Here is a 19,428-nt window from a genome sequence, read left to right on the forward strand (position 1 = left end):
ATTACCCTCGGAAAATTGCGAGGTGCAACCTAGTGCAACCCCTTAGCCTGCGAAGGGGGGCGACGGTTGCACCACTACAACACTTTGCACGCCGTCTAGATCCGCAGCGGGTCGATCTCCAGCTGCCAGCGCACCCCCTTCACGGCGCTGCCGACCTCGCCAAATGTTTGCACCCACTCGCTCACAAACCGTTGTAAAACCGGGCGCGCGCTCGCTTCCACCAGCATCTGCGCCCGCTCCTTGTTGAAGATGCGCACCATCGACATCGGCACCGGGTCGTGGAGTTGCACCTCTGGCGCCAGCGCACAGGCATCGGCCCGTTCGCGCGCGGCCTGGAGGAAGGCCAGCGCCCGTTCGAGCTGGCCGTGCTCGGCCGTGACCAGCACCTGGTACGCGAACGGCGGCAGGCCGGCCTGACGGCGCTCGCGCAGTTGGCTGGCGGCAAATCCATCATAGTCATGCCGGACCAGCGCCTGCAACGCCGGGGCGTCCGGGTAACGGGTCTGGATCAGGACTTCGCCCGGCAGCCCGGCCCGGCCCGCGCGGCCGGAGACCTGCATCAGCGACGCGAACAGGTGCTCGGCGGCGCGGAAGTCGTGACTGAACATCGCGGCGTCCGGATGGACGATGCCGACCAGCGTCACGCGCTGGAAGTCGTGGCCCTTGGCCACCATCTGCGTGCCAACCAGGATATCGACCTCGCCCGCGTGGACTTCGTCGAACATCGCCTGCGCGGTGCCCTTGCGGCGCGTGGAATCGGCGTCGATCCGGGCGATGCGGGCGTCCGGGAAGCGCGTGGCGAGGGCCTCCTCAATGCGCTGGGTTCCGCGCCCAAGTGGCGCAATGTCGACATTCCCGCAGTCGGGGCAGTGATGCGGCACCGGCGATTCCAGCCCGCAGTGGTGGCAGCGCAGCCGGCGCTCCGGCCGGTGCAGCACGAGGTACGCCGAGCAACGCGGGCAGCCGGAGAGCCAGCCACAGCTATCGCAGGCCAGCACCGGCGCATAGCCGCGCCGGTTCAGAAACAGCAGGCTTTGCTGGCCGCGTTCCAGCCGTTGCTGGATGGCGTCCAGCAGCGGCACGGACAGCCCTTCGAACAGATGGCGCTGACGCTGCCGTTCATGGTTCAGGTCGATCAGCCGCACCGTGGGCAGCGCGGCGTCTGCCTGGGCGCGCTCGCGCAGCACGAGCTTGCGGTAGGCGCCCTGCTCCGCCCGATGCCAGGTCTCCATCGACGGCGTGGCGGAACCCAGCACGATGCCAATCTTCAACTGGTTGGCGCGCCAGACGGCCAGATCGCGCGCCGAGTAGCGCAACCCCTCCTGCTGCTTGTAGGACGTATCGTGCTCTTCATCGACAACGATCAGCCGCAGATGCGGCATCGACGCCAGCACGGCCATCCGCGTACCCAGTACGATGCGCGCCTCGCCGCGATGGGCGGCCAGCCATTGCAGGCTGCGCTCCTGGTCCGCCAGTCCGCTATGGAGGACGGCCAGCGGCTCGTGCGGGAAGCGGGCGGCGATGCGGGCCTGGAGCTGCGGCGTGAGATTAATCTCAGGCACGAGCATCAGGATCTGCGCGTCGGGGTCGGCGGCCAGCAGGCTCGCCATGGCGTGCAGGTAGACCTCGGTCTTGCCGCTGCCAGTCACGCCATGCAGCAGGAACGGCGCGAAGCCTTCGGCGCTGGCGATGGCGTCCACGGCCTGCCGCTGCTCGTCGTGAAGGGGGGGGGCGACGGAGGGCGGCTGGTCTGGCGCAATATCGAGCAGCCTGCGGGCCGCAATGGACGATTCGATCCAGCCGGCGGCCTCCCATTCGACCAGCCGGGCCGGGGCGGCGGTGCAGAGCGCGCGGGCGTCGGTCAGGCCGATCCAGTCCGGCGTTGCGGCCAGGGCGGCAGCCAGCGCGTGGGCGGTGCGGGCGCGCGTGGGCACGGCGGCGAGCAAGGCGTCGCCCTGCCCGTCGCGTACCCGGTACTGCGTGCTTTGGGCGCGCTGGCCGAGGCGGTCCCACGTCTCGGCCTCGCGCAGGGAAGGCGGCAGCGCGGGCAGCATGACCTCGCCCAGCCGCCGGTGGTAATAGCGCGCCGCGAAACGCGCCAGCGCCATCCATTCGGCATTCACCGGGGGCATCCAACCGATATGGCGCTCCACCGGGCGCAGGCGGTCTGCAGGCACATCGCTGCTGTCGGCCATCTCCACGGCCACGCCGACCATGCTGCGGCGGCCGAATGGCACCACGACAAGGTCACCCGGCGCCACATCGTGCGCGGCGACGTAGTCGAAGCAATCGTCAGCGGGCGTATCGAGCGCAACGCGCACGATCGGCGCTGGTGCCGGGGCGGGATCGGCTTCCAATGTCTGTGATGTTTGCGCGACGTGGAGCGCCAGGGCGGTCATCGACGGACCCCCGACTGGTGCAGTCCAGATGCGCAATCGTTGTGCATGCGACGCATGGTCGACACCATGAGAAAAGTCTGTGTGCGGCGCAACATCAACTTAAAGTAAAACTTCAAATGTGACCCTAAGTCGATGATCCATGGATGGTTTTCCACTTCCCCCGAAGTGCCTGTGGATAACTTTGTTGAAAAGTCGCTCCATCTTCCCCGGAAGGCGCTTGAATCCAAGGTTCCATCGCTGTCGCGGGCTCGCTTGAAGAAGATTCAAAGTCTTATGAATCAAGGACTTGCGAAGACCCCCCAACTGAGTTAAGGGGTAACCCGCTCGTGCACTGCCGCAAACCTATCAGTGTGCATAAGTCAAGCCTTGACAACGACCCATCGGCACCTTTTTGGAGACAAATCAAAAAATAGTTTACTTGACAGCCCTTGCCGTGAGCCTCCCCGTGCACAAGGCCGGCGCACGGGCCCGCGTCGCTGCGACGCGGGGTATTTCAAACGGCCGGGAGCCTGTGTTAGCGCGCGCCGCGCAGGGTGCGACTGTAACGATGCACTTCGTCCACCAGCACGGAAACACTCTCGGGCGGCGTGAACTGCGAGATGCCGTGGCCGAGGTTGAACACGTGGCCGTCGCTGCCACCGCCTGCCCCGTAGGTGTCGAGTACGCCACGCACCTGCTCACGAATGGCGGCTTCGGGCGCGAACAGCACCGTCGGATCGATATTGCCCTGCAACGCCACCTGGCCGCCCGTGCGGCGACGGGCCTGGGCGAGGTTCACGGTCCAATCGAGGCCGATGGCATCCGGGCCGATCTCGGCGATCTGCTCGAGCCAGTGGCCGCCGCCCTTCGTGAAGACAATCGCCGGGATTTGCTGGCCCTCGTGCTCGCGCTTGAGGCCGGCCAGCACGCGGCGCATGTATTCGAGCGAGAAGCGCTGGTACATGCCGTCGGCCAGCGCGCCGCCCCAGGTATCGAACACCATGACGGCCTGGGCGCCTGCTTCGATCTGGGCGTTCAGGTAGGCCGACACCGCCTGGGCGTTGATGTCGAGGATGCGATGCATCAGGTCCGGGCGGCCGTACATCATCGCCTTGACCGTGCGGAAGTCGTCCGAGCCGCCGCCTTCGACCATATAGCAGGCCAGCGTCCACGGGCTGCCCGAGAAGCCGATCAGCGGCACGCGCTGGCGGCCGTCCTGGATCAGCGCGCGGCGGATCTCGCTCACGGCATCGAAAACGTATTGCAGGGAAGCCATGTCCGGCACGGCGAGCTTGGCCACATCCCCTTCCGTGCGCAGCGGGTGCGCGAAACGCGGACCTTCGCCCTGGGCGAACGACAGGCCGAGGCCCATCGCGTCCGGCACGGTGAGGATGTCCGAGAACAGGATCGCGGCGTCGAGCGGGTAGCGATCCAGCGGCTGAAGCGTCACTTCCGTCGCATAGGAGGGATTCTTCGCCAGCCCGAGGAAGCTGCCGGCGCGGGCGCGCGTGGCGTTGTATTCGGGGAGGTAGCGGCCCGCCTGGCGCATCAGCCACAGCGGCGTGTACTCGGTGGGTTGCCGGCGCAGCGCGCGCAGGAAGGTATCGTTCTGCAATGCGGTCATGGTCATCCTCTCAAGACCGCCATTCTAAGGGATGCCCGCCGCCACACGGTGTCCGGGAAAGGTGTCATGCCTCGTCGAAGATGCCGACGAAGGCTTGCGCGGCGCGGCGCATCCACTCGCGGGCGCGCGGCGCGTCCGGCTGCAGGCGCGCGAAGCCGTGGGTCATACCGCTGGCCTCGATCGTGACGACCGGGGCGTCGTGGCGCACGAGAAAATCGGCGTAAGCGAGGCCGTCATCGCGCAATACGTCGTTGGCGGCGACCAGCACCACGCTGGCCGGCGGCAGCCGCGAGGGCGCGGTGGCCATCAAATGGATGCGCGGGTCGGTGGTCTCGGGGCCACGCACCAGGGCATCGGCGCCGATGAATTGGGTCCAGAACCAGGCCATCTCGTCACGCGTCAGGCCCGGACCGTCGGCGAAGGCGCGGTAGCTCTCCGTGGTCAGCACCGGTGCGGTGACCGGATAGATCAGCAGCTGCGCGTTGACGACCGGGGCGCCGGCGGCGGCATTGACCTCGCGGGCGGCCACGGCGGCGAGGTGCGCGCCCGCGCTGTCGCCGGCCACGGCGAGGAAGGTCGGATCGACGTCGAGCGCCTCGCGCATTGCCGCCAGCGCGCGCACGGCGCCGATCGCGTCATCGCACGGCGCAGGAAAAGCGTGTTCCGGCGCGAGCCGGTAATCGACGCTGGCCACCACGCAACCCGTGTCTTCGGCCAGCAAGGCGGCCACCGTGTGGTGGGTGCGCGGCGAGCCAACCACCCAGCCTCCGCCATGGAAATAGACGATCAGGCGTGGGCGTTCCACATCGGCAGGACGGAACAGGCGCACAGGCAGCGACGCCGTGCCGGTCTCGATCGTGATGTCGGTAACGGCCATGCCCGCCGGGTCGTCGATTAACGACTGCGCGGCCACCTCGTCGAAGCGTGCGCGGCGCGCGGACGCATCAACGGGTACGGGCTGGCCGGCGTATTGCTCGGCCATGCGTTGGTAATAGGCGAGAATCTGGGGGTCGATGGCCATGGCGCGTCGTGGAAAATCTGAACTGGCGCCAGTGTAATCGCCCGGCGGAGGGCGACGAAGGAAACAAAGCGGCGAAGGGTGCGCTTGAACCGTATCGAATCGTAACGCTAGAGGCGCTACCGAACACAGTTTTAAAGCGGGAGTTTTCTTTATCCCCCAAAAGTGGGGAGTACGGATTATGCATTCGCAGAAAACCTAATGCATTCAGTAGCCTAGCGCTTAAATGTCTTAACATTGGCTTGCCGGGGCTGCGGCGATCCGTGTGCAGATTGGGCCCCGATCGGCGCATAAAAGCGTCTAAAACTCCGGTTTCTTACTCGCCGGGCTTTCAACTACTTGCAAAACGATACATTTTGTTACTGCCATCCCCAGAAGTTTCCCCCACAATGCATTGACACACCGAAGCGCTGGTGTGAAGTGTCCCCACCCGTAAAGCATTGAAAAATAAGGGGATGCGGAAGAAAGCCTGAAGAGTTTGCTTGGCAGTATCCCGATTTTCCGGACCAGCAAGTCAGAACTTGCCGATCCGGAGCACCAGGAAAGACCGATCGGCGCGTGGCTTGAGTTTCCCCGGACGTGATGTCGGAGACCTCGCCAAGGATGCGGAGAGAAGACTCCGATGCGCTCGTGAGTAAATCCTGGACCGAACCCGTTCCTTCGAATTGACCCCTCGAAGGGATTTTCCCGTCCGCGCGGAGCCTCCCCGGCCCGCGCGCTTTTTTTTGTGGTCCAGGCAGGAAAATATAGCGCCCGTCGAACAAAAAAGGCAGCCACATGGCTGCCTTTTYCCATGGCGCACCGAAAAAACAACAGGTGCGCCAGTCCTACTTAACTGCTTACTTCTTACGACGCAGACGGGCGATGGCAGCCAGCTGCGCAGCGGCCACGGCCAGCTCGCTTTGTGCGCGCGCCAGGTCCAGGTCGCTGCCCTGGTTCTGCATCAGTTCCTCGGCCGCACGCTTGGCGTCCTGCGCCTTGGCTTCGTCCAGATCGCTACCGCGGATGGCGGTATCGGCCAGCACAGTTACGTGCTTCGGCTGGACTTCGAGAATACCGCCGGCAACGAACACGAACTCTTCGCTACCGTCTTCCTTCTCGATGCGCACCGCACCCGGTTGGATGCGGGTGATCAGCGGCGTGTGGCCCGGCAGAATACCCAGTTCACCCGTCTCGCCCGGCAACGCCACGAACTTCGCCTGACCGGAGAAGATCGACGCTTCCGCGCTGACGACGTCTACAAGAATGGTTGCCATATCAGATCCTTTCTCCTGAAAGCGTTAGCTTCCCGATACCAGGAAGCAAGTTTTCGCCTCCACGCGGGCCGCGGCAGTTGCCACGGTGCATGAAGGCGAAACACACCGCTTACTGGAGCTTCTTGGCCTTCTCGAAGGCTTCGTCGATCGAACCGACCATGTAGAACGCCTGTTCCGGCAGGTGATCGCACTCGCCATCCACCAGCATCTTGAAACCACGGATGGTTTCCTTCAGCGGCACGTACTTGCCCGGCGAACCCGTGAACACTTCGGCCACGTGGAACGGCTGCGACAGGAAACGTTGGATCTTACGGGCGCGGGACACAGCCAGCTTGTCTTCCGGCGACAGTTCGTCCATGCCCAGAATCGCGATGATGTCGCGCAGTTCCTTGTAGCGCTGCAGGGTCTGCTGTACGCGGCGGGCCACTTCGTAGTGTTCCGTGCCGACGACTTGCGGATCCAGCTGACGCGACGTGGAGTCGAGCGGGTCAACGGCCGGGTAGATACCCAGCGCTGCGATGTCACGCGACAGCACCACGGTCGAGTCCAAGTGCAGGAAGGTCGTGGCGGGCGACGGGTCGGTCAAGTCATCCGCAGGCACGTACACGGCCTGGATCGACGTGATCGAGCCAGTCTTGGTCGACGTGATGCGCTCCTGCAGCTTGCCCATTTCCTCGGCCAGCGTCGGCTGGTAGCCCACGGCGGAAGGCATACGGCCCAGCAGTGCGGACACTTCGGTACCGGCCAGSGTGTAGCGGTAGATGTTGTCCACGAAGAACAGGATGTCRCGGCCTTCGTCACGGAASYKCTCGGCCATCGTCAGGCCGGTCAGCGCCACGCGCAGACGGTTGCCCGGCGGCTCGTTCATCTGGCCGAACACCATGGCCACCTTGTCGAGCACGTTCGAGTCCTTCATTTCGTGGTAGAAGTCGTTCCCTTCACGGGTACGCTCGCCCACGCCGGCGAACACCGACAAACCGCTGTGCTGCTTGGCGATGTTGTTGATGAGCTCCATCATGTTCACGGTCTTGCCCACACCGGCGCCGCCGAACAGGCCAACCTTACCGCCCTTTGCGAACGGGCAGACCAGGTCGATCACCTTGATGCCGGTTTCCAGCAGGTCCACCGACGGCGACAGTTCGTCGAACTTCGGGGCCTTCTGGTGGATGCCGCGCAGCTCGTCAGCCTGGATCGGGCCGGCTTCGTCGATGGGACGACCCAGCACGTCCATGATGCGGCCCAGCGTACCGTGGCCAACCGGCACGGAGATGGCAGCGCCAGTGCTCTTGACCGGCATGCCGCGGCGCAGGCCGTCGGACGAGCCCAGGGCAATCGTACGCACCACGCCGTCGCCCAGCTGCTGCTGCACTTCGAAGGTCAGGCCCTTCTCGGCAAACGACGAGTCGCCGGATTCTTCCAGCACGAGCGCCTCGTACACCTTCGGCATTGCGTCACGCGGGAACTCGATGTCCACCACGGCGCCAATGCACTGCACAATATTTCCGATACTCATTTCGTATCTCCGATAGCTTGAATACTTGACGCCTTAGACCGCAGCGGCACCGCTGACGATTTCCGACAGTTCCTTGGTGATCGCTGCCTGACGGGTCTTGTTGTAGACCAGTTGCAGTTCGCCGATCACGTTCTTGGCGTTGTCGGAAGCAGCCTTCATGGCCACCATGCGCGCCGATTGCTCGGACGCCATGTTCTCGGCCACGGCCTGGTACACCAGCGCTTCGACGTAGCGGACGAGCAGCTCTTCCACCACGGTCTGGGCGTCAGGCTCGTAGATGTAATCCCACGAGTAGGCACGCTTTTCGTCTTCGGTCTGGCTGAGCTTGTCGGCTGCCAGCGGCAGCAGTTGCTCGACCATCGGCTCCTGCTTCATCGTATTGATGAACTTGGTGTACGCCAGGTACACCACGTCGACCTCGCCATTGGCGAATGCGTCGAGCTGGACCTTGATCGCGCCGATCAGCTTTTCCAGATGCGGGGTGTCACCGAGGTGCACCACATGCGAGACCACCTTGGCGCCAATGCGGCCCAGGAACTGCATGCCCTTGGTACCGATCGCGGTCGCTTGTACGTCCACGTTGCGGCCCTGCAGGGTCTTCAGTTCGTTGGTCACCGCGCGCAGCACGTTCGTGTTCATGCCGCCGCACAGGCCCTTGTCCGTCGTCACCACGATCATGCCAGCGCGCTTTACATCGCGGGCCTGCATGAACGGATGCTTGAACTCGGGGTTGGCCGTAGCCAGGTGCGCCGCGATATTCCGCACTTTCTCGGCGTAGGGGCGGGCATTCCGCATCCGTTCCTGCGCCTTGCGCATCTTGGACGCGGCGACCATCTCCATCGCCTTGGTGATCTTGCGCGTGTTCTGCACGCTCTTGATCTTGGTTCGAATCTCTTTCGTTCCGGCCATATCTTCCTCTCCATTCGTTTCGCGCCGCGCCACCGTTACTCCGGGCGCGCGGCACGATCCGTGGAATTACGCGGTTAGAACGCGGCGGACTTCCTGAAATCCTCGATCGCGGCACGCAGTGCGGCCTCGTCGTCCTTCGACAGATCCTTGGTATCTTCGATGCGGTTGACGAGATCGGCGAACTTGGTCTTCAGGTGGTCGTGGAGGCCCTTCTCGAACGGCAGGATGTCCTTCACGTCCACGTTGTCCAGGAAGCCATTGTTCGCGGCGTACAGCGACGCGGCCAGTTGCCACACTTGCAGCGGCTGGTACTGCGGCTGCTTCAGCAGTTCCGTCACGCGGCGGCCGCGCTCCAGCTGCTTGCGGGTGGCATCGTCCAGGTCCGAGGCGAACTGCGCGAACGCAGCCAGTTCACGGTACTGGGCCAGGTCGGTACGGATACCGCCGGACAGCTTCTTGATGACCTTGGTCTGGGCAGCACCACCGACGCGCGACACCGAGATACCGGCGTTGATAGCGGGGCGGATACCGGCGTTGAACAGGTCGGTTTCCAGGAAGATCTGGCCGTCGGTGATCGAGATCACGTTGGTCGGCACGAAGGCGGACACGTCGCCAGCCTGCGTTTCGATCACGGGCAGCGCGGTCAGCGAGCCGGTCTTGCCGGTCACGGCGCCGTTGGTGAACTTCGACACGTAGTCTTCGTTCACGCGGGCAGCACGCTCGAGCAGACGCGAGTGCAGGTAGAAGACGTCGCCGGGGTAGGCTTCGCGGCCCGGCGGGCGGCGCAGCAGCAGCGACACCTGGCGGTAGGCCCAGGCTTGCTTGGTCAGGTCGTCATAGACGATCAGTGCGTCTTCGCCGCGGTCGCGGAAGTACTCGCCCATCGTGCAGCCGGCGTAGGCGGCCAGGTACTGCATGGCGGCCGAGTCCGAAGCGGCAGCGGCCACGACGACGGTGTATTCCATCGCGCCGTGCTCTTCCAGCTTGCGCACCACGTTGGCGATCGTCGAAGCCTTCTGGCCGATTGCCACGTACACGCAGAAGACGCCCTTGCCCTTCTGGTTGATGATGGCGTCGACAGCCACGGCGGTCTTGCCGGTCTGGCGGTCGCCAATGATCAGCTCGCGCTGGCCACGGCCGATCGGCACCATCGCGTCGATCGACTTCAGGCCGGTCTGCACCGGCTGGCTCACCGACTGACGTGCGATCACGCCCGGGGCCACCTTCTCGATCACGTCCGTTTCCTTGGCGTTGATCGGGCCCTTGCCGTCGATCGGCTGGCCCAGCGTGTTCACCACGCGGCCCAGCAGTTCGCGTCCCACCGGCACTTCCAGAATGCGGCCGGTGCACTTCACCGTGTCGCCTTCGGAAATGTGTTCGTACTCACCCAGCACCACGGCGCCCACGGAGTCACGCTCCAGGTTCAGCGCCAGGCCAAAGGTGTTGCCGGGGAATTCCAGCATCTCGCCCTGCATCACGCCGGACAGGCCGTGCACGCGGCAGATACCATCGGTCACGGAGATCACCGTGCCGGTGTTGCGCACTTCAGCGTCGGCGCCAAGACCCGAGATGCGGGACTTGATCAGCTCGCTGATTTCTGAGGGGTTCAGTTGCATCACAATGCTCCTAATTCTTCAATCCGTCGGCCGTTGCGGTCAGGCGGTCAGCGCGGCTTGCATGGCGGCCAGGCGCGCGCGCACGGAGGTGTCGAGCACTTCGTCGCCGACCTTGACGCTCACGCCGCCGATCAGGGACGGGTCCACCGCCACCTGTGCGTACAGCTTGCGGCCGAACTTGCGTTCGAGTGCGGCGACCAGTTCGTTGACTTGCGAGGTCTCCAGCGGGAAAGCGCTGGTGATCTCGACGTCGGACGACCCCTCGCGGGCGTTCTTGAGCGCATGGAACTGTTCGGCGATTTCCGGCAGCACCGTCAGGCGGTGGTTCTCCGCCAGCAGGTTCACGAAGCGGCGTGCCTCGTCGTTGACCGGGCTCTTCAGCACCGACTGGAACACTTCCGCCAGCTTCTGGGCGGAAACGTTCGGATCGTCGGCAAGCGCCTTCATGTCGGGATTGGCAGCAACCTGCCCCATCTCCGACACCAGTTCGGACCATGCACCCAGGTTGCCTGCACCGGCTTCGCTCGCGACGCGGAACAGCGCCTCGGCGTAGGGACGGGCAATGGTTGCGGTTTCAGCCATGATTAGAGCTCAGCCTTGAGTTGATTGAGCAGGTCGGCGTGCACCTGCGCGTTCACTTCACGCTTGAGGATCTGCTCGGCGCCCTTCACGGCCAGCGTGGCGACCTGGTCGCGCAGCTGTTCGCGAGCGCGGGTCACTTGCTGATCCGCCTCGGCCTTGGCCTGGGCGATGATGCGTGCGGCTTCTGCCTGGGCGTTCTGCTTGATCTCGTCGGCCGTCAGCTGGGCGCGCTTCTCGGCGTCAGCGACGCGTTGAGCACCCTCGGTGCGGGCTTCGGCCATAGCCTGGTCCACACGCTTGTTAGCGAGTTCGAGCTCGGCCTTGCCTTTTTCGGCAGCGGCGAGGCCATCGGCGATCTTCTTTGCGCGTTCGTCGAGCGCCTTCACCAGCGGCGGCCAAATGAATTTGGCAACAACCCACCACAGGATGAAGAACACGACCATCTGCGCAAAAAACGTTGCGTTCAGATTCATGGTGTGTTCCTTTCGGTAATCAAACTACAGATAAATGCACAAGGGCGGCCAGGCCATCGGACTGAGGCCTGCGCCGCCCGTCAGCATCATGCAGACCGAAAAGACTTACTGAATGACAGCCAGCAGCGGGTTGGCGAAGGCGAACAGCATTGCAACACCCACGCCGATCAGGAATGCCGCGTCGATCAGGCCAGCCAGCAGGAACATCTTGGTTTGCAGCGGGTTCATCAGCTCGGGCTGACGTGCGCATGCCTCGATGTACTTACCGCCCATCAGGGCGATACCCAGGCAGGCACCGATGGCGCCCAGACCGATGATGATGCCGATGCCGATAGCGGTCAGACCCTGGATGTTGGCGAGATATGCTTGCATGATGACTCCTTTAAATTGAGAGAGACTTAGAACCAAAAAACCAAAAAACCAAAAACCTTGAAATCAGTGGTGATCGTGAGCCTGGCCGATGTACACCAGCGTCAGCATCATGAARATGAAKGCCTGCAGMAGCACGATCAGGATGTGGAAGATGGCCCAGACGGCGCCAGCAATCACGTGACCGACGAAGCCCAGCGCGGACAGGTCGCCGCTGAACGTCCAGATCGAACCCAGCAGCGCGATCAGCAGGAACACCAGTTCGCCGGCGTACATGTTGCCGAACAACCGCATGCCGAGCGAGACGGCCTTGGCCAGGTATTCGATGACGTTCAGGATCAGGTTGAACGGGGCCAGGTACCACTTGGCGCCGAACGGGGCCGAGAACAGCTCGTGCATGAAGCCGCCCACGCCCTTGATCTTGAAGCTGTAGTAGATCATCAGCACCAGCACGGCACAGGACATGCCCAGCGTGCCGTTCAGGTCGGCAGTGGCCACGGCGCGGTGGTGCGGCAGGTGGATGTGGAACACGCCCAGCAGGTGGTTCAGGCCGGTGACCCAGTCCACGGGGATCAAGTCGATCGCGTTCATCACGGTGATCCAGCAGAACACCATCAGTGCCAGCGGGGCGATCCACGAGCGGTCGCCGTGGATGATGCCCTTGGCCTGGTCGTCCACCATCTCGACGATCATTTCCACGAAGGCCTGGAAGCGGCCCGGCACGCCAGGCGTCACGCGGCGCGCGGCGGCGTAGAGGAACGAGAGTGCGAGCACGCCGCACAGGACGGACCAGAACACCGTGTCATAGTTGATGACACTGAAATCGACCACGGAATGCTGCTTCCCGCCGATCGAATTCAAGTTCTGCAAATGTTCGGCGATATAGCCTGAGGGTGTGAGCGTATGCCCTGCGCCTTGCGTAGCTTCTGCTGACATGTCGTTGCGAACCGTATATTGCGAAATGGATAGGTACTGGCCCCCGCTCTGGCGGAAGCCCGGTACGCGTCTTGCATGGCCTTCGGTCACGTGACCGGTCACCGCCAGGCAAGCCGCCTCGTTGTTCTGGGCAAACCTTGCTCACGCGGCACTGGCCCCTTCGTGGGCCCGCCGCGCGTGAAACTGAAACCTCTTGATATTCCGGAGGGGTGCCTCATTTGAATCGGCAGCCGACCCTTGCATCCGGCCACCGCTTCAGGAATCCACTCAGCGAATCGCGAGTGCCACCCAATATGTCTTCAGCGCCAACAGGAACGTGACCAGCATCGGTACCCAGCGCAGATCGCGGTACAGCACCACCACCAGCACGAACAGTGCGACGGTGCCGAAGACCTTGATCGCCTCGCCGGCCACCAGGCCGCCGACCGACGGCTGCCCGCGCGACATCCACAGGCGCAGCGCGAAGAAACCGCTCGGCACGAAACACACCGTGCCGCCAAAGAACGCCGACCAGCCCGACGCCGCCTGCTCCTGCGCGAACACCGCCCAGGCCAAGGCCGACAGCAGCGTCACAACAACCTGCGCCATCACCACCCTGGCTGGTGTCATCCGCGACGGGCGCAGCGCACGCTCGCCCAGCAGCGTCACCGCATCGGCACGCGATAGCGGATCGACAGCCTGTTCTTCATTCGCGCCATCATCGCCCCAGTCATCATCCCGATCGCTCCAGTCGTCGTAACGACGAGCGGTATTCGGTTGATCCGGAGACGCTGCACGGTCCAGCGAAGGGTCTTGCTGTCGGTCTCGTACCACCACCTGCCTAGCCTCGTTCCAGGCCGGAACTTTTCGGGTCCGGCCAGAATTCAAACCGCACGATTCTACGGGGAATCCACGAGACGAGTCAATCTGCTTTCAGTTAGCTTGCAGCATGTTGCGCACAACGGTTGCTATCACGCCTCCATGATGGCTGGCGGGATATTGCGCGGCAATGACGCAAGACGTAATTGGATTGCGCGCGCAACGGGCCGCATGATGGCGATTTGACCTGCGCGCGAGCGGTGCACCCTGCCCTTCGACGGTGCAAGCCGTTCGGTTATCGCGCAGATTGTGGGAAGCGCCGCGACGGACATCGCGGCATTGTCGCAACAGGCCGACAACCGCGTGCCTCCGGGGCACAAAGCGGTTGCCGTAACGCGCGGATGACGCTAGGCCACGCGCTGGCCGTCCGCAGGCTCGCGCAGGCGGGTGAGCACGCCGTCGAGGGCGTCGTTACTGGTGAAGTGGATCGTCAGCTGACCCTTGCCGCGCGCGCCGAGCTTGATCTGCACGGCCAGGCCCAGCGTATCGGACAATTCTTCTTCCAGGCGCGCCACGTCACGCGTGCCGTTGCCGGTCTTCTGCTTGAGCGACTTGAGGTCGAACGGCTTGAGCGTCGACGTGACCAGCTTCTCGGTCTCGCGCACCGACAACCGCTTGTTGACGATCTGGTTGGCGAGCGTGATCTGGTTGGCGCCGTCGACGGCCAGCAGCGCGCGCGCGTGACCCATGTCGAGATCGCCCGCCATCAGCATCGTCTGCACGGGATTGGCCAGGTTCAGCAGGCGCAGCAGGTTCGACACCGCGCTGCGCGAGCGGCCGACCGACTCGGCGGCCTGCTCGTGCGTGAACTGGAATTCACGGATCAAGCGCATGATGCCCTGCGCTTCCTCGAGCGGGTTCAGGTCTTCACGCTGGATGTTCTCGATCAGCGCCATCGCGGCGGCGGCCTCGTCGGCCACGTCCTTCACGAGCACCGGCACCTTGTCCAGGCCCGCGATCTTCGAGGCGCGGAAGCGGCGTTCACCAGCGATGATCTCGTAGCGGTCCGGCTCGGCCACACGGCGCACGAGGATCGGCTGCATCAGCCCCTGCGCGCGGATGCTCGCGGCCAACTCCTGCAGCGCACCCTCGTCCATGCGCGTGCGCGGCTGGTACTTGCCCGGCTGCAGCTGTTCCAGGCGCAGCACGGTGGGCGCGCCCTCCTGCTTCGCGGTCTCGACGATCTCGGCGGGGCCGCCCAGCAGTGCCTCCAGTCCACGGCCGAGGCCCTTCTTCTTCGCGGTACTCATGGTCGCCATCCTTCTATCCTAATCTGCGACGCTCAACCGAGCTGCCGCACGCGCGCGATCATCTCCGCGCCGAAATCGAGATACGCCTTGGCGCCCTTCGACGCGGCGTCGAACGCCACGCCCGGCATGCCATAGGACGGAGCCTCGGCCAGCCGCACGTTGCGCGGAATCACGGTCTTGAACACCTTGTCGCCGAAGTGGGCCTCCAGCTGCGCCGACACCTGCTGCTGCAGCGTCACGCGCGGGTCGAACATCACGCGCAGCAGGCCGATCACCTTCAGCTCGCGGTTCAGGTTCGCGTGGACCTGCTTGATCGTGTTGACGAGGTCCGAGAGGCCCTCCAGCGCGAAGTACTCGCACTGCATCGGCACGATCACGCCGTGCGCGGCGCAGAGGCCGTTCAGCGTCAGCAGGGACAGCGACGGCGGGCAGTCGATCAGCACGAAGTCGTACTCGCCATCCACCTCGGCCAGCGCCTGCTTGAGCCGGCGCTCACGCTGGTCCAACTCGACGAGTTCCACCTCGGCACCGGCCAGTTCGCGGTTGGCGGGCACCACGTCGTAGCGGCCGGACTCGGAACGCTGGCGCGCCTGCTGCACCGTCGACAGCCCCACGAGCACCTGGTACACGCTGTGTTCGAGCGACTGCTTGTCGATGCCGGAGCCCATCGAGGCATTGCCCTGCGGATCGAGGTCCACCAGCAACACGCGCTGCCCCTGCGCAGCCAGCCCGGCGGCCAGATTCACCGTGGTGGTGGTCTTGCCCACACCGCCCTTCTGGTTGGCGATCACGAATACCTTGGCCATAGGCGCTTGCTGCTCCTCAGTGCTTACCGCCGGCGCGAGGCCGGTTTGTGCTGAATTGTTCACATTATCGTTCATGACCGGCGCGACAGCACCACGAGGTGCCGTTCCGCATCCAGTTCCGGCACCGTCAGCTTCGGTACCGCCTCCACCTGCCACGTCGCCATCAGTCCAGCAGCTTCCATGCGATCGATCTCCGCCTGTGGATAAATACCCTTCATCGCGATCAGCTTCCCGCCCGGCGCCAGCAATTGGCCAGACAGGCTCACGAAATCGCTCAACTCCGCGAACGCCCGCGACGTGATCACGGCATAGCCGCTGGCGTCCTCGAGCTTCTCCACCGGGCCCCAATGCGCGGCGGCGTTGGACAGCCCAAGCTGTGCGCGGCACTGTGTCAGGAACGCGGTCTTCTTCTGGACGATGTCGACCATCAGCACGGACACGTCCGGACAGGCAATCGCCAACGGCAGCCCGGGCATGCCGCCGCCGGAGCCGACGTCGAGCACCCTGCCCCGGGCCGGCTCGGCCGCATCCGTGGCGCGCGCGGCTTCCGCCAACGCGGGGACGGCCGTCAGCGAATCGAGCAGATGGTGCGTGAGCATCTCGTCAGGATGACGGATGGCGGTGAGGTTGTAGACGCTGTTCCACTTGCGCAGCAGCGTCAGGTAGGCGAACAGCGTGTCGATCTGGGCCGGCGCCAGTGTCAGGCCGATGGCCGCCAACCCGGCTTCCAGGCGGCGGCGTTGCGCGGCGTCGTCGATCGCGGGGTGTCGGGGGCCGCCCACTCAGGCAGCCTCCTGGCCGTTGCCGGCCGGCGCGGCAGCGGACGCACCGCGTCCCATGCCCTTCTTCTTGAGGTGTACCAACAGCAGCGAGATCGCGGCCGGCGTGACGCCCGAGATCCGCGACGCCTGCCCGAGCGTTTCCGGACGATGCTGGTTCAGCTTCTGGCTGACCTCGAAGCCCAGCCCGCGCACCTCGGTGTAGTCGAAATTAGGCGGCAGCTTTGTCGCCTCGTTGGCTTCCAGCTTGTCCACCTCGGCGGCCTGGCGGGCGATGTACCCGTGGTACTTCACGCCGATCTCGATCTGCTCGCGGATCTGCTCGGCCAGCATCGGGTCTGCATCGAGCACCCCTTCCGGCGCATGACGGCCATCCTGCATCGCCATCAGTGCCTCATAGGTGACCTCGGGGCGCCGCAGCAGATCAGCCAGCGAATACTCGCGCTCGATGGCCTTGCCGAGCAGCGGCACGGCGTCAGCCTCGGGCAGCAGCGTCGGGTTGACCCACGTGCTTTTCAGGCGCTCTGTTTCACGTGAAACAGCGTCGCGCTTCCGATTGAAGGCGTCCCAGCGGGCGTCATCGACCACGCCCAGTTCGCGCCCCATCTCGGTCAGACGCATATCCGCGTTGTCTTCGCGCAGGCTCAGGCGGAATTCGGCACGGCTCGTGAACATCCGATACGGTTCGGTCACGCCACGCGTGATCAGGTCATCGACCAGCACGCCGAGGTAGGCTTGGTCCCGGCGCGGCGTCCAGGCATCGCGCTCGCGCACAAAACAGCCCGCGTTGATACCGGCCAGCAGGCCCTGCGCGGCGGCTTCCTCGTATCCGGTCGTACCGTTGATCTGGCCGGCGAAGAACAGCCCCTGGATCGCCTTGCTCTCCAGTGACGCCTTCAGCGCGCGCGGATCGAAATAGTCATATTCGATTGCGTAGCCGGGGCGCAGGATGTGCGCGTTCTCCATGCCGCGGATTGAATGGACCAGATCGAGCTGCACGTCGAAAGGCAGGCTCGTGGAGATGCCATTCGGATAGAACTCGTTCGTCGTCAGCCCTTCCGGCTCGAGGAAGATCTGGTGGCTTTCCTTGCTCGAAAAGCGATGGATCTTGTCCTCGATGCTCGGGCAGTAACGCGGCCCTACCCCTTCGATCACACCGGTGTACATCGGAGAGCGGTCCAGGCCGCCGCGAATGATGTCGTGGGTACGGCTGTTGGTATGCGTGATCCAGCACGGAAGCTGCTGCGGATGCTGCTCCGGACGGCCCAGGAAGGAGAACACCGGCACCGGATCGAGATCGCCCGGCTGCTCTTCCATCACCGAAAAGTCGATGGTGCGCCCGTCGATACGAGGCGGCGTGCCGGTCTTGAGCCGGCCCTGCGGTAGCTTCAATTCCTTCAGACGTGCCGACAAGGAGACCGCCGCCGGATCGCCGGCACGCCCACCCGTGTAGTTATCCAGCCCGACGTGGATCTTGCCGTCGAGGAACGTCCCCGCCGTCAGCACCACAGCCCGCGCCCGGAAAGCGATGCCGACCTGGGTCATGGCGCCGACGACGCGGTCGCCCTCCACCATCAGGTCATCCACCGCCTGCTGGAACAGCATCAGGTTCGGTTGGTTCTCCAGCCGGGCGCGAATCGCCTTGCGATACAACACACGATCCGCTTGGGCGCGCGTGGCACGGACGGCCGGACCCTTGCTGGAGTTGAGAATGCGAAACTGGATACCGGCTTCGTCGGTGGCCGCAGCCATCGCACCGCCCATGGCGTCCACTTCCTTGACCAGATGCCCCTTGCCGATGCCGCCAATCGACGGATTGCAGCTCATCTGACCCAACGTCTCGATGTTATGGCTCAACAGCAGCGTCTGGCAGCCCATGCGGGCGGCGGCAAGCGCGGCTTCGGTGCCGGCGTGACCACCACCGACGACAATGACATCGAACTCTTTCGGGTAAAGCATGGGACACCTCCTCCGGGAGGCTGGGCGGGAAAATTCAGGATGCCGAATTATAGCGGCAATCCCATGAGGGACTTTGGTCGGACACCATGTTTCACGTGAAACATGGCGGGTGCGGTACATGGTGGGAGGAAGTGTTTCACGTGGAACACAATCTGTGATCTCCGCCACGCACGTCATTTGTGACGCATTTGGTGCATTTTTTGCATCGCAACATTCCTCGGCGCATGATCTTGGTCTCATCCAAACAGGAGTTCAGTCATGAGTTTCCAGGATTCGCGGGGCCTCCGCATGCTGCCGCAGGCGACAGAGGAAGCGTCGTACTACACCTATGGAACGCCCAGCGCGGGCCTGGGGCAATATGCGCATCCGAATATGCTGTCGTTCTTGTTCAACCTTGAGTTCAAATGGGGCCGGCACGATGCTCGGAAGCTGGGATTCGGGAACATTAGTCTCGCCGACAGCACCTATTTCGAAGGCCACAAATCGCATAGGGATGGGCTGGATATCGACATTCGGCCCGTCCGTAAGGACGGGAAACACATGCCAGTCGAATACCAGCAAGCGGCCTATGATCGCGCCGCCACACGCCGACTCGTCGAGCTCATTTGGCAATGCGGACACGTGGATTATGTGTACTTTAACGACCTCACAATCCCACGGGTCGTCCGGAAGCCATTCCACGAGAACCATCTGCACGTTCGTGTCCGAGGATAAGGACAATGAGATATCAAATGGCTATGGTCCTGGTCGCCACATTGCTGGGCGTGGCGGCAGTGAGCGCTGCAGCTTCGGCGTGGGAGTACGAGTTTCATCCAGCAAAAGTGGAGTACGTTGTATATGGCGGCTATCTTGGCGACACGATCCCGCCCAGCAAAGGCGACACTAAGATTTCCTTTTTGATCTCGGGTAGCGCCGCCCGAGAGATGTTCAACGCCCTTGGGCCGGACCGGCCTGATGCATGCGGTGCGGACGCCTCGACTCGCGTGAGGGAAAAAAGAGAAATTTCTTGTCTACGATACTCTGCCAAGGAATACGTGTGCTACGTCGGTTTCGACTTGAAAACCGGCAAAAGCATCGGCGGCGTCATCTGTTAAGCCCCCAA

18 protein-coding genes are annotated in these 19,428 nt (G+C 63.9%); 2 read left to right on the forward strand and 16 right to left on the reverse strand.

Annotated features, from left to right (window positions below):
* Positions 1–95: 95 nt before the first annotated feature.
* From AC1DEL_RS20240 to mnmG, 16 genes are all read right to left on the reverse strand, one after another.
* Positions 96–2,399 carry a primosomal protein N' gene (locus tag AC1DEL_RS20240; RefSeq protein WP_477126171.1) on the reverse strand — a complete coding sequence of 768 codons (2,304 nt, stop codon included), beginning with the start codon at positions 2,397–2,399 and terminating at the stop codon, positions 96–98.
* 514 nt (positions 2,400–2,913) lie between these two features.
* Positions 2,914–4,002: a uroporphyrinogen decarboxylase gene (gene hemE / locus AC1DEL_RS20245; protein ID WP_477126172.1), complete on the reverse strand. Its 1,089-nt coding sequence runs from the start codon at positions 4,000–4,002 to the stop codon at positions 2,914–2,916.
* Between the two features lie 64 nt (positions 4,003–4,066).
* Positions 4,067–5,023, reverse strand: a complete 957-nt coding sequence (locus AC1DEL_RS20250; RefSeq protein WP_477126173.1) for an alpha/beta hydrolase — start codon at positions 5,021–5,023, stop codon at positions 4,067–4,069.
* An 836-nt stretch (positions 5,024–5,859) separates the two neighbouring features.
* Positions 5,860–6,276: a F0F1 ATP synthase subunit epsilon gene (locus AC1DEL_RS20255; protein WP_092300321.1), complete on the reverse strand. Its 417-nt coding sequence runs from the start codon at positions 6,274–6,276 to the stop codon at positions 5,860–5,862.
* Positions 6,277–6,385: 109 nt separating this feature from the next.
* Positions 6,386–7,789: a F0F1 ATP synthase subunit beta gene (gene atpD / locus AC1DEL_RS20260; RefSeq protein ID WP_477159164.1), complete on the reverse strand. Its 1,404-nt coding sequence runs from the start codon at positions 7,787–7,789 to the stop codon at positions 6,386–6,388.
* 33 nt (positions 7,790–7,822) lie between these two features.
* Positions 7,823–8,698 carry a F0F1 ATP synthase subunit gamma gene (gene atpG / locus AC1DEL_RS20265; RefSeq protein ID WP_092300327.1) on the reverse strand — a complete coding sequence of 292 codons (876 nt, stop codon included), beginning with the start codon at positions 8,696–8,698 and terminating at the stop codon, positions 7,823–7,825.
* A gap of 74 nt (positions 8,699–8,772) precedes the next feature.
* Positions 8,773–10,314 carry a F0F1 ATP synthase subunit alpha gene (gene atpA, locus AC1DEL_RS20270; RefSeq protein WP_092300331.1) on the reverse strand — a complete coding sequence of 514 codons (1,542 nt, stop codon included), beginning with the start codon at positions 10,312–10,314 and terminating at the stop codon, positions 8,773–8,775.
* A 39-nt stretch (positions 10,315–10,353) separates the two neighbouring features.
* Positions 10,354–10,896, reverse strand: a complete 543-nt coding sequence (locus tag AC1DEL_RS20275; RefSeq protein WP_092300334.1) for a F0F1 ATP synthase subunit delta — start codon at positions 10,894–10,896, stop codon at positions 10,354–10,356.
* Between the two features lie 2 nt (positions 10,897–10,898).
* The gene (locus AC1DEL_RS20280; protein ID WP_092300337.1) at positions 10,899–11,369 is read right to left on the reverse strand and encodes a F0F1 ATP synthase subunit B; all 471 of its coding nucleotides are present in this window, start codon (positions 11,367–11,369) and stop codon (positions 10,899–10,901) included.
* 105 nt (positions 11,370–11,474) lie between these two features.
* The gene (gene atpE, locus AC1DEL_RS20285) at positions 11,475–11,741 is read right to left on the reverse strand and encodes a F0F1 ATP synthase subunit C (RefSeq protein ID WP_092138471.1); all 267 of its coding nucleotides are present in this window, start codon (positions 11,739–11,741) and stop codon (positions 11,475–11,477) included.
* 63 nt (positions 11,742–11,804) lie between these two features.
* Positions 11,805–12,674 carry a F0F1 ATP synthase subunit A gene (gene atpB / locus AC1DEL_RS20290; RefSeq protein ID WP_092300340.1) on the reverse strand — a complete coding sequence of 290 codons (870 nt, stop codon included), beginning with the start codon at positions 12,672–12,674 and terminating at the stop codon, positions 11,805–11,807.
* 267 nt (positions 12,675–12,941) lie between these two features.
* Complete coding sequence (locus AC1DEL_RS20295; protein ID WP_092300343.1) at positions 12,942–13,490, reverse strand: ATP synthase subunit I; 549 nt, start codon at positions 13,488–13,490, stop codon at positions 12,942–12,944.
* A 389-nt stretch (positions 13,491–13,879) separates the two neighbouring features.
* A complete protein-coding gene (locus AC1DEL_RS20300; RefSeq protein ID WP_092300434.1) occupies positions 13,880–14,782 on the reverse strand; it encodes a ParB/RepB/Spo0J family partition protein in 903 nt (300 codons plus the stop codon).
* Positions 14,783–14,814: 32 nt separating this feature from the next.
* Positions 14,815–15,588, reverse strand: a complete 774-nt coding sequence (locus AC1DEL_RS20305; RefSeq protein WP_092300345.1) for a ParA family protein — start codon at positions 15,586–15,588, stop codon at positions 14,815–14,817.
* A 71-nt stretch (positions 15,589–15,659) separates the two neighbouring features.
* Positions 15,660–16,370, reverse strand: coding sequence for a 16S rRNA (guanine(527)-N(7))-methyltransferase RsmG (gene rsmG / locus AC1DEL_RS20310; protein ID WP_441644877.1), 711 nt, complete (start codon positions 16,368–16,370; stop codon positions 15,660–15,662).
* Complete coding sequence (gene mnmG / locus AC1DEL_RS20315; protein WP_477110530.1) at positions 16,371–18,326, reverse strand: tRNA uridine-5-carboxymethylaminomethyl(34) synthesis enzyme MnmG; 1,956 nt, start codon at positions 18,324–18,326, stop codon at positions 16,371–16,373. It abuts the gene before it with no gap.
* A gap of 258 nt (positions 18,327–18,584) precedes the next feature.
* Here mnmG and AC1DEL_RS20320 point away from each other — a divergent pair, with 258 nt between their 5' ends.
* Complete coding sequence (locus tag AC1DEL_RS20320) at positions 18,585–19,040, forward strand: penicillin-insensitive murein endopeptidase (RefSeq protein ID WP_477126174.1); 456 nt, start codon at positions 18,585–18,587, stop codon at positions 19,038–19,040.
* A 17-nt stretch (positions 19,041–19,057) separates the two neighbouring features.
* On the forward strand, positions 19,058–19,420 hold the full coding sequence (locus AC1DEL_RS20325) for a hypothetical protein (RefSeq protein WP_477126175.1): 363 nt from the start codon (positions 19,058–19,060) through the stop codon (positions 19,418–19,420).
* Positions 19,421–19,428: the final 8 nt, after the last annotated feature.

The sequence above is a fragment of the Cupriavidus sp. 10L43_2 genome (assembly GCF_056395265.1).

Coding starts and splice junctions, on each gene's coding strand:
- AC1DEL_RS20325 (WP_477126175.1), top strand. CDS start 19,058: ATGGCTATGGTCCTGGTCGCCACATTGCTGGGCGTGGCGGCAGTGAGC.
- mnmG (WP_477110530.1), bottom strand. CDS start 18,326: ATGCTTTACCCGAAAGAGTTCGATGTCATTGTCGTCGGTGGTGGTCAC.
- AC1DEL_RS20280 (WP_092300337.1), bottom strand. CDS start 11,369: ATGAATCTGAACGCAACGTTTTTTGCGCAGATGGTCGTGTTCTTCATC.
- AC1DEL_RS20300 (WP_092300434.1), bottom strand. CDS start 14,782: ATGAGTACCGCGAAGAAGAAGGGCCTCGGCCGTGGACTGGAGGCACTG.
- hemE (WP_477126172.1), bottom strand. CDS start 4,002: ATGACCGCATTGCAGAACGATACCTTCCTGCGCGCGCTGCGCCGGCAA.
- atpE (WP_092138471.1), bottom strand. CDS start 11,741: ATGCAAGCATATCTCGCCAACATCCAGGGTCTGACCGCTATCGGCATC.
- AC1DEL_RS20320 (WP_477126174.1), top strand. CDS start 18,585: ATGAGTTTCCAGGATTCGCGGGGCCTCCGCATGCTGCCGCAGGCGACA.
- AC1DEL_RS20255 (WP_092300321.1), bottom strand. CDS start 6,276: ATGGCAACCATTCTTGTAGACGTCGTCAGCGCGGAAGCGTCGATCTTC.
- AC1DEL_RS20275 (WP_092300334.1), bottom strand. CDS start 10,896: ATGGCTGAAACCGCAACCATTGCCCGTCCCTACGCCGAGGCGCTGTTC.
- AC1DEL_RS20250 (WP_477126173.1), bottom strand. CDS start 5,023: ATGGCCATCGACCCCCAGATTCTCGCCTATTACCAACGCATGGCCGAG.
- atpG (WP_092300327.1), bottom strand. CDS start 8,698: ATGGCCGGAACGAAAGAGATTCGAACCAAGATCAAGAGCGTGCAGAAC.
- AC1DEL_RS20305 (WP_092300345.1), bottom strand. CDS start 15,588: ATGGCCAAGGTATTCGTGATCGCCAACCAGAAGGGCGGTGTGGGCAAG.
- atpA (WP_092300331.1), bottom strand. CDS start 10,314: ATGCAACTGAACCCCTCAGAAATCAGCGAGCTGATCAAGTCCCGCATC.
- AC1DEL_RS20240 (WP_477126171.1), bottom strand. CDS start 2,399: ATGACCGCCCTGGCGCTCCACGTCGCGCAAACATCACAGACATTGGAA.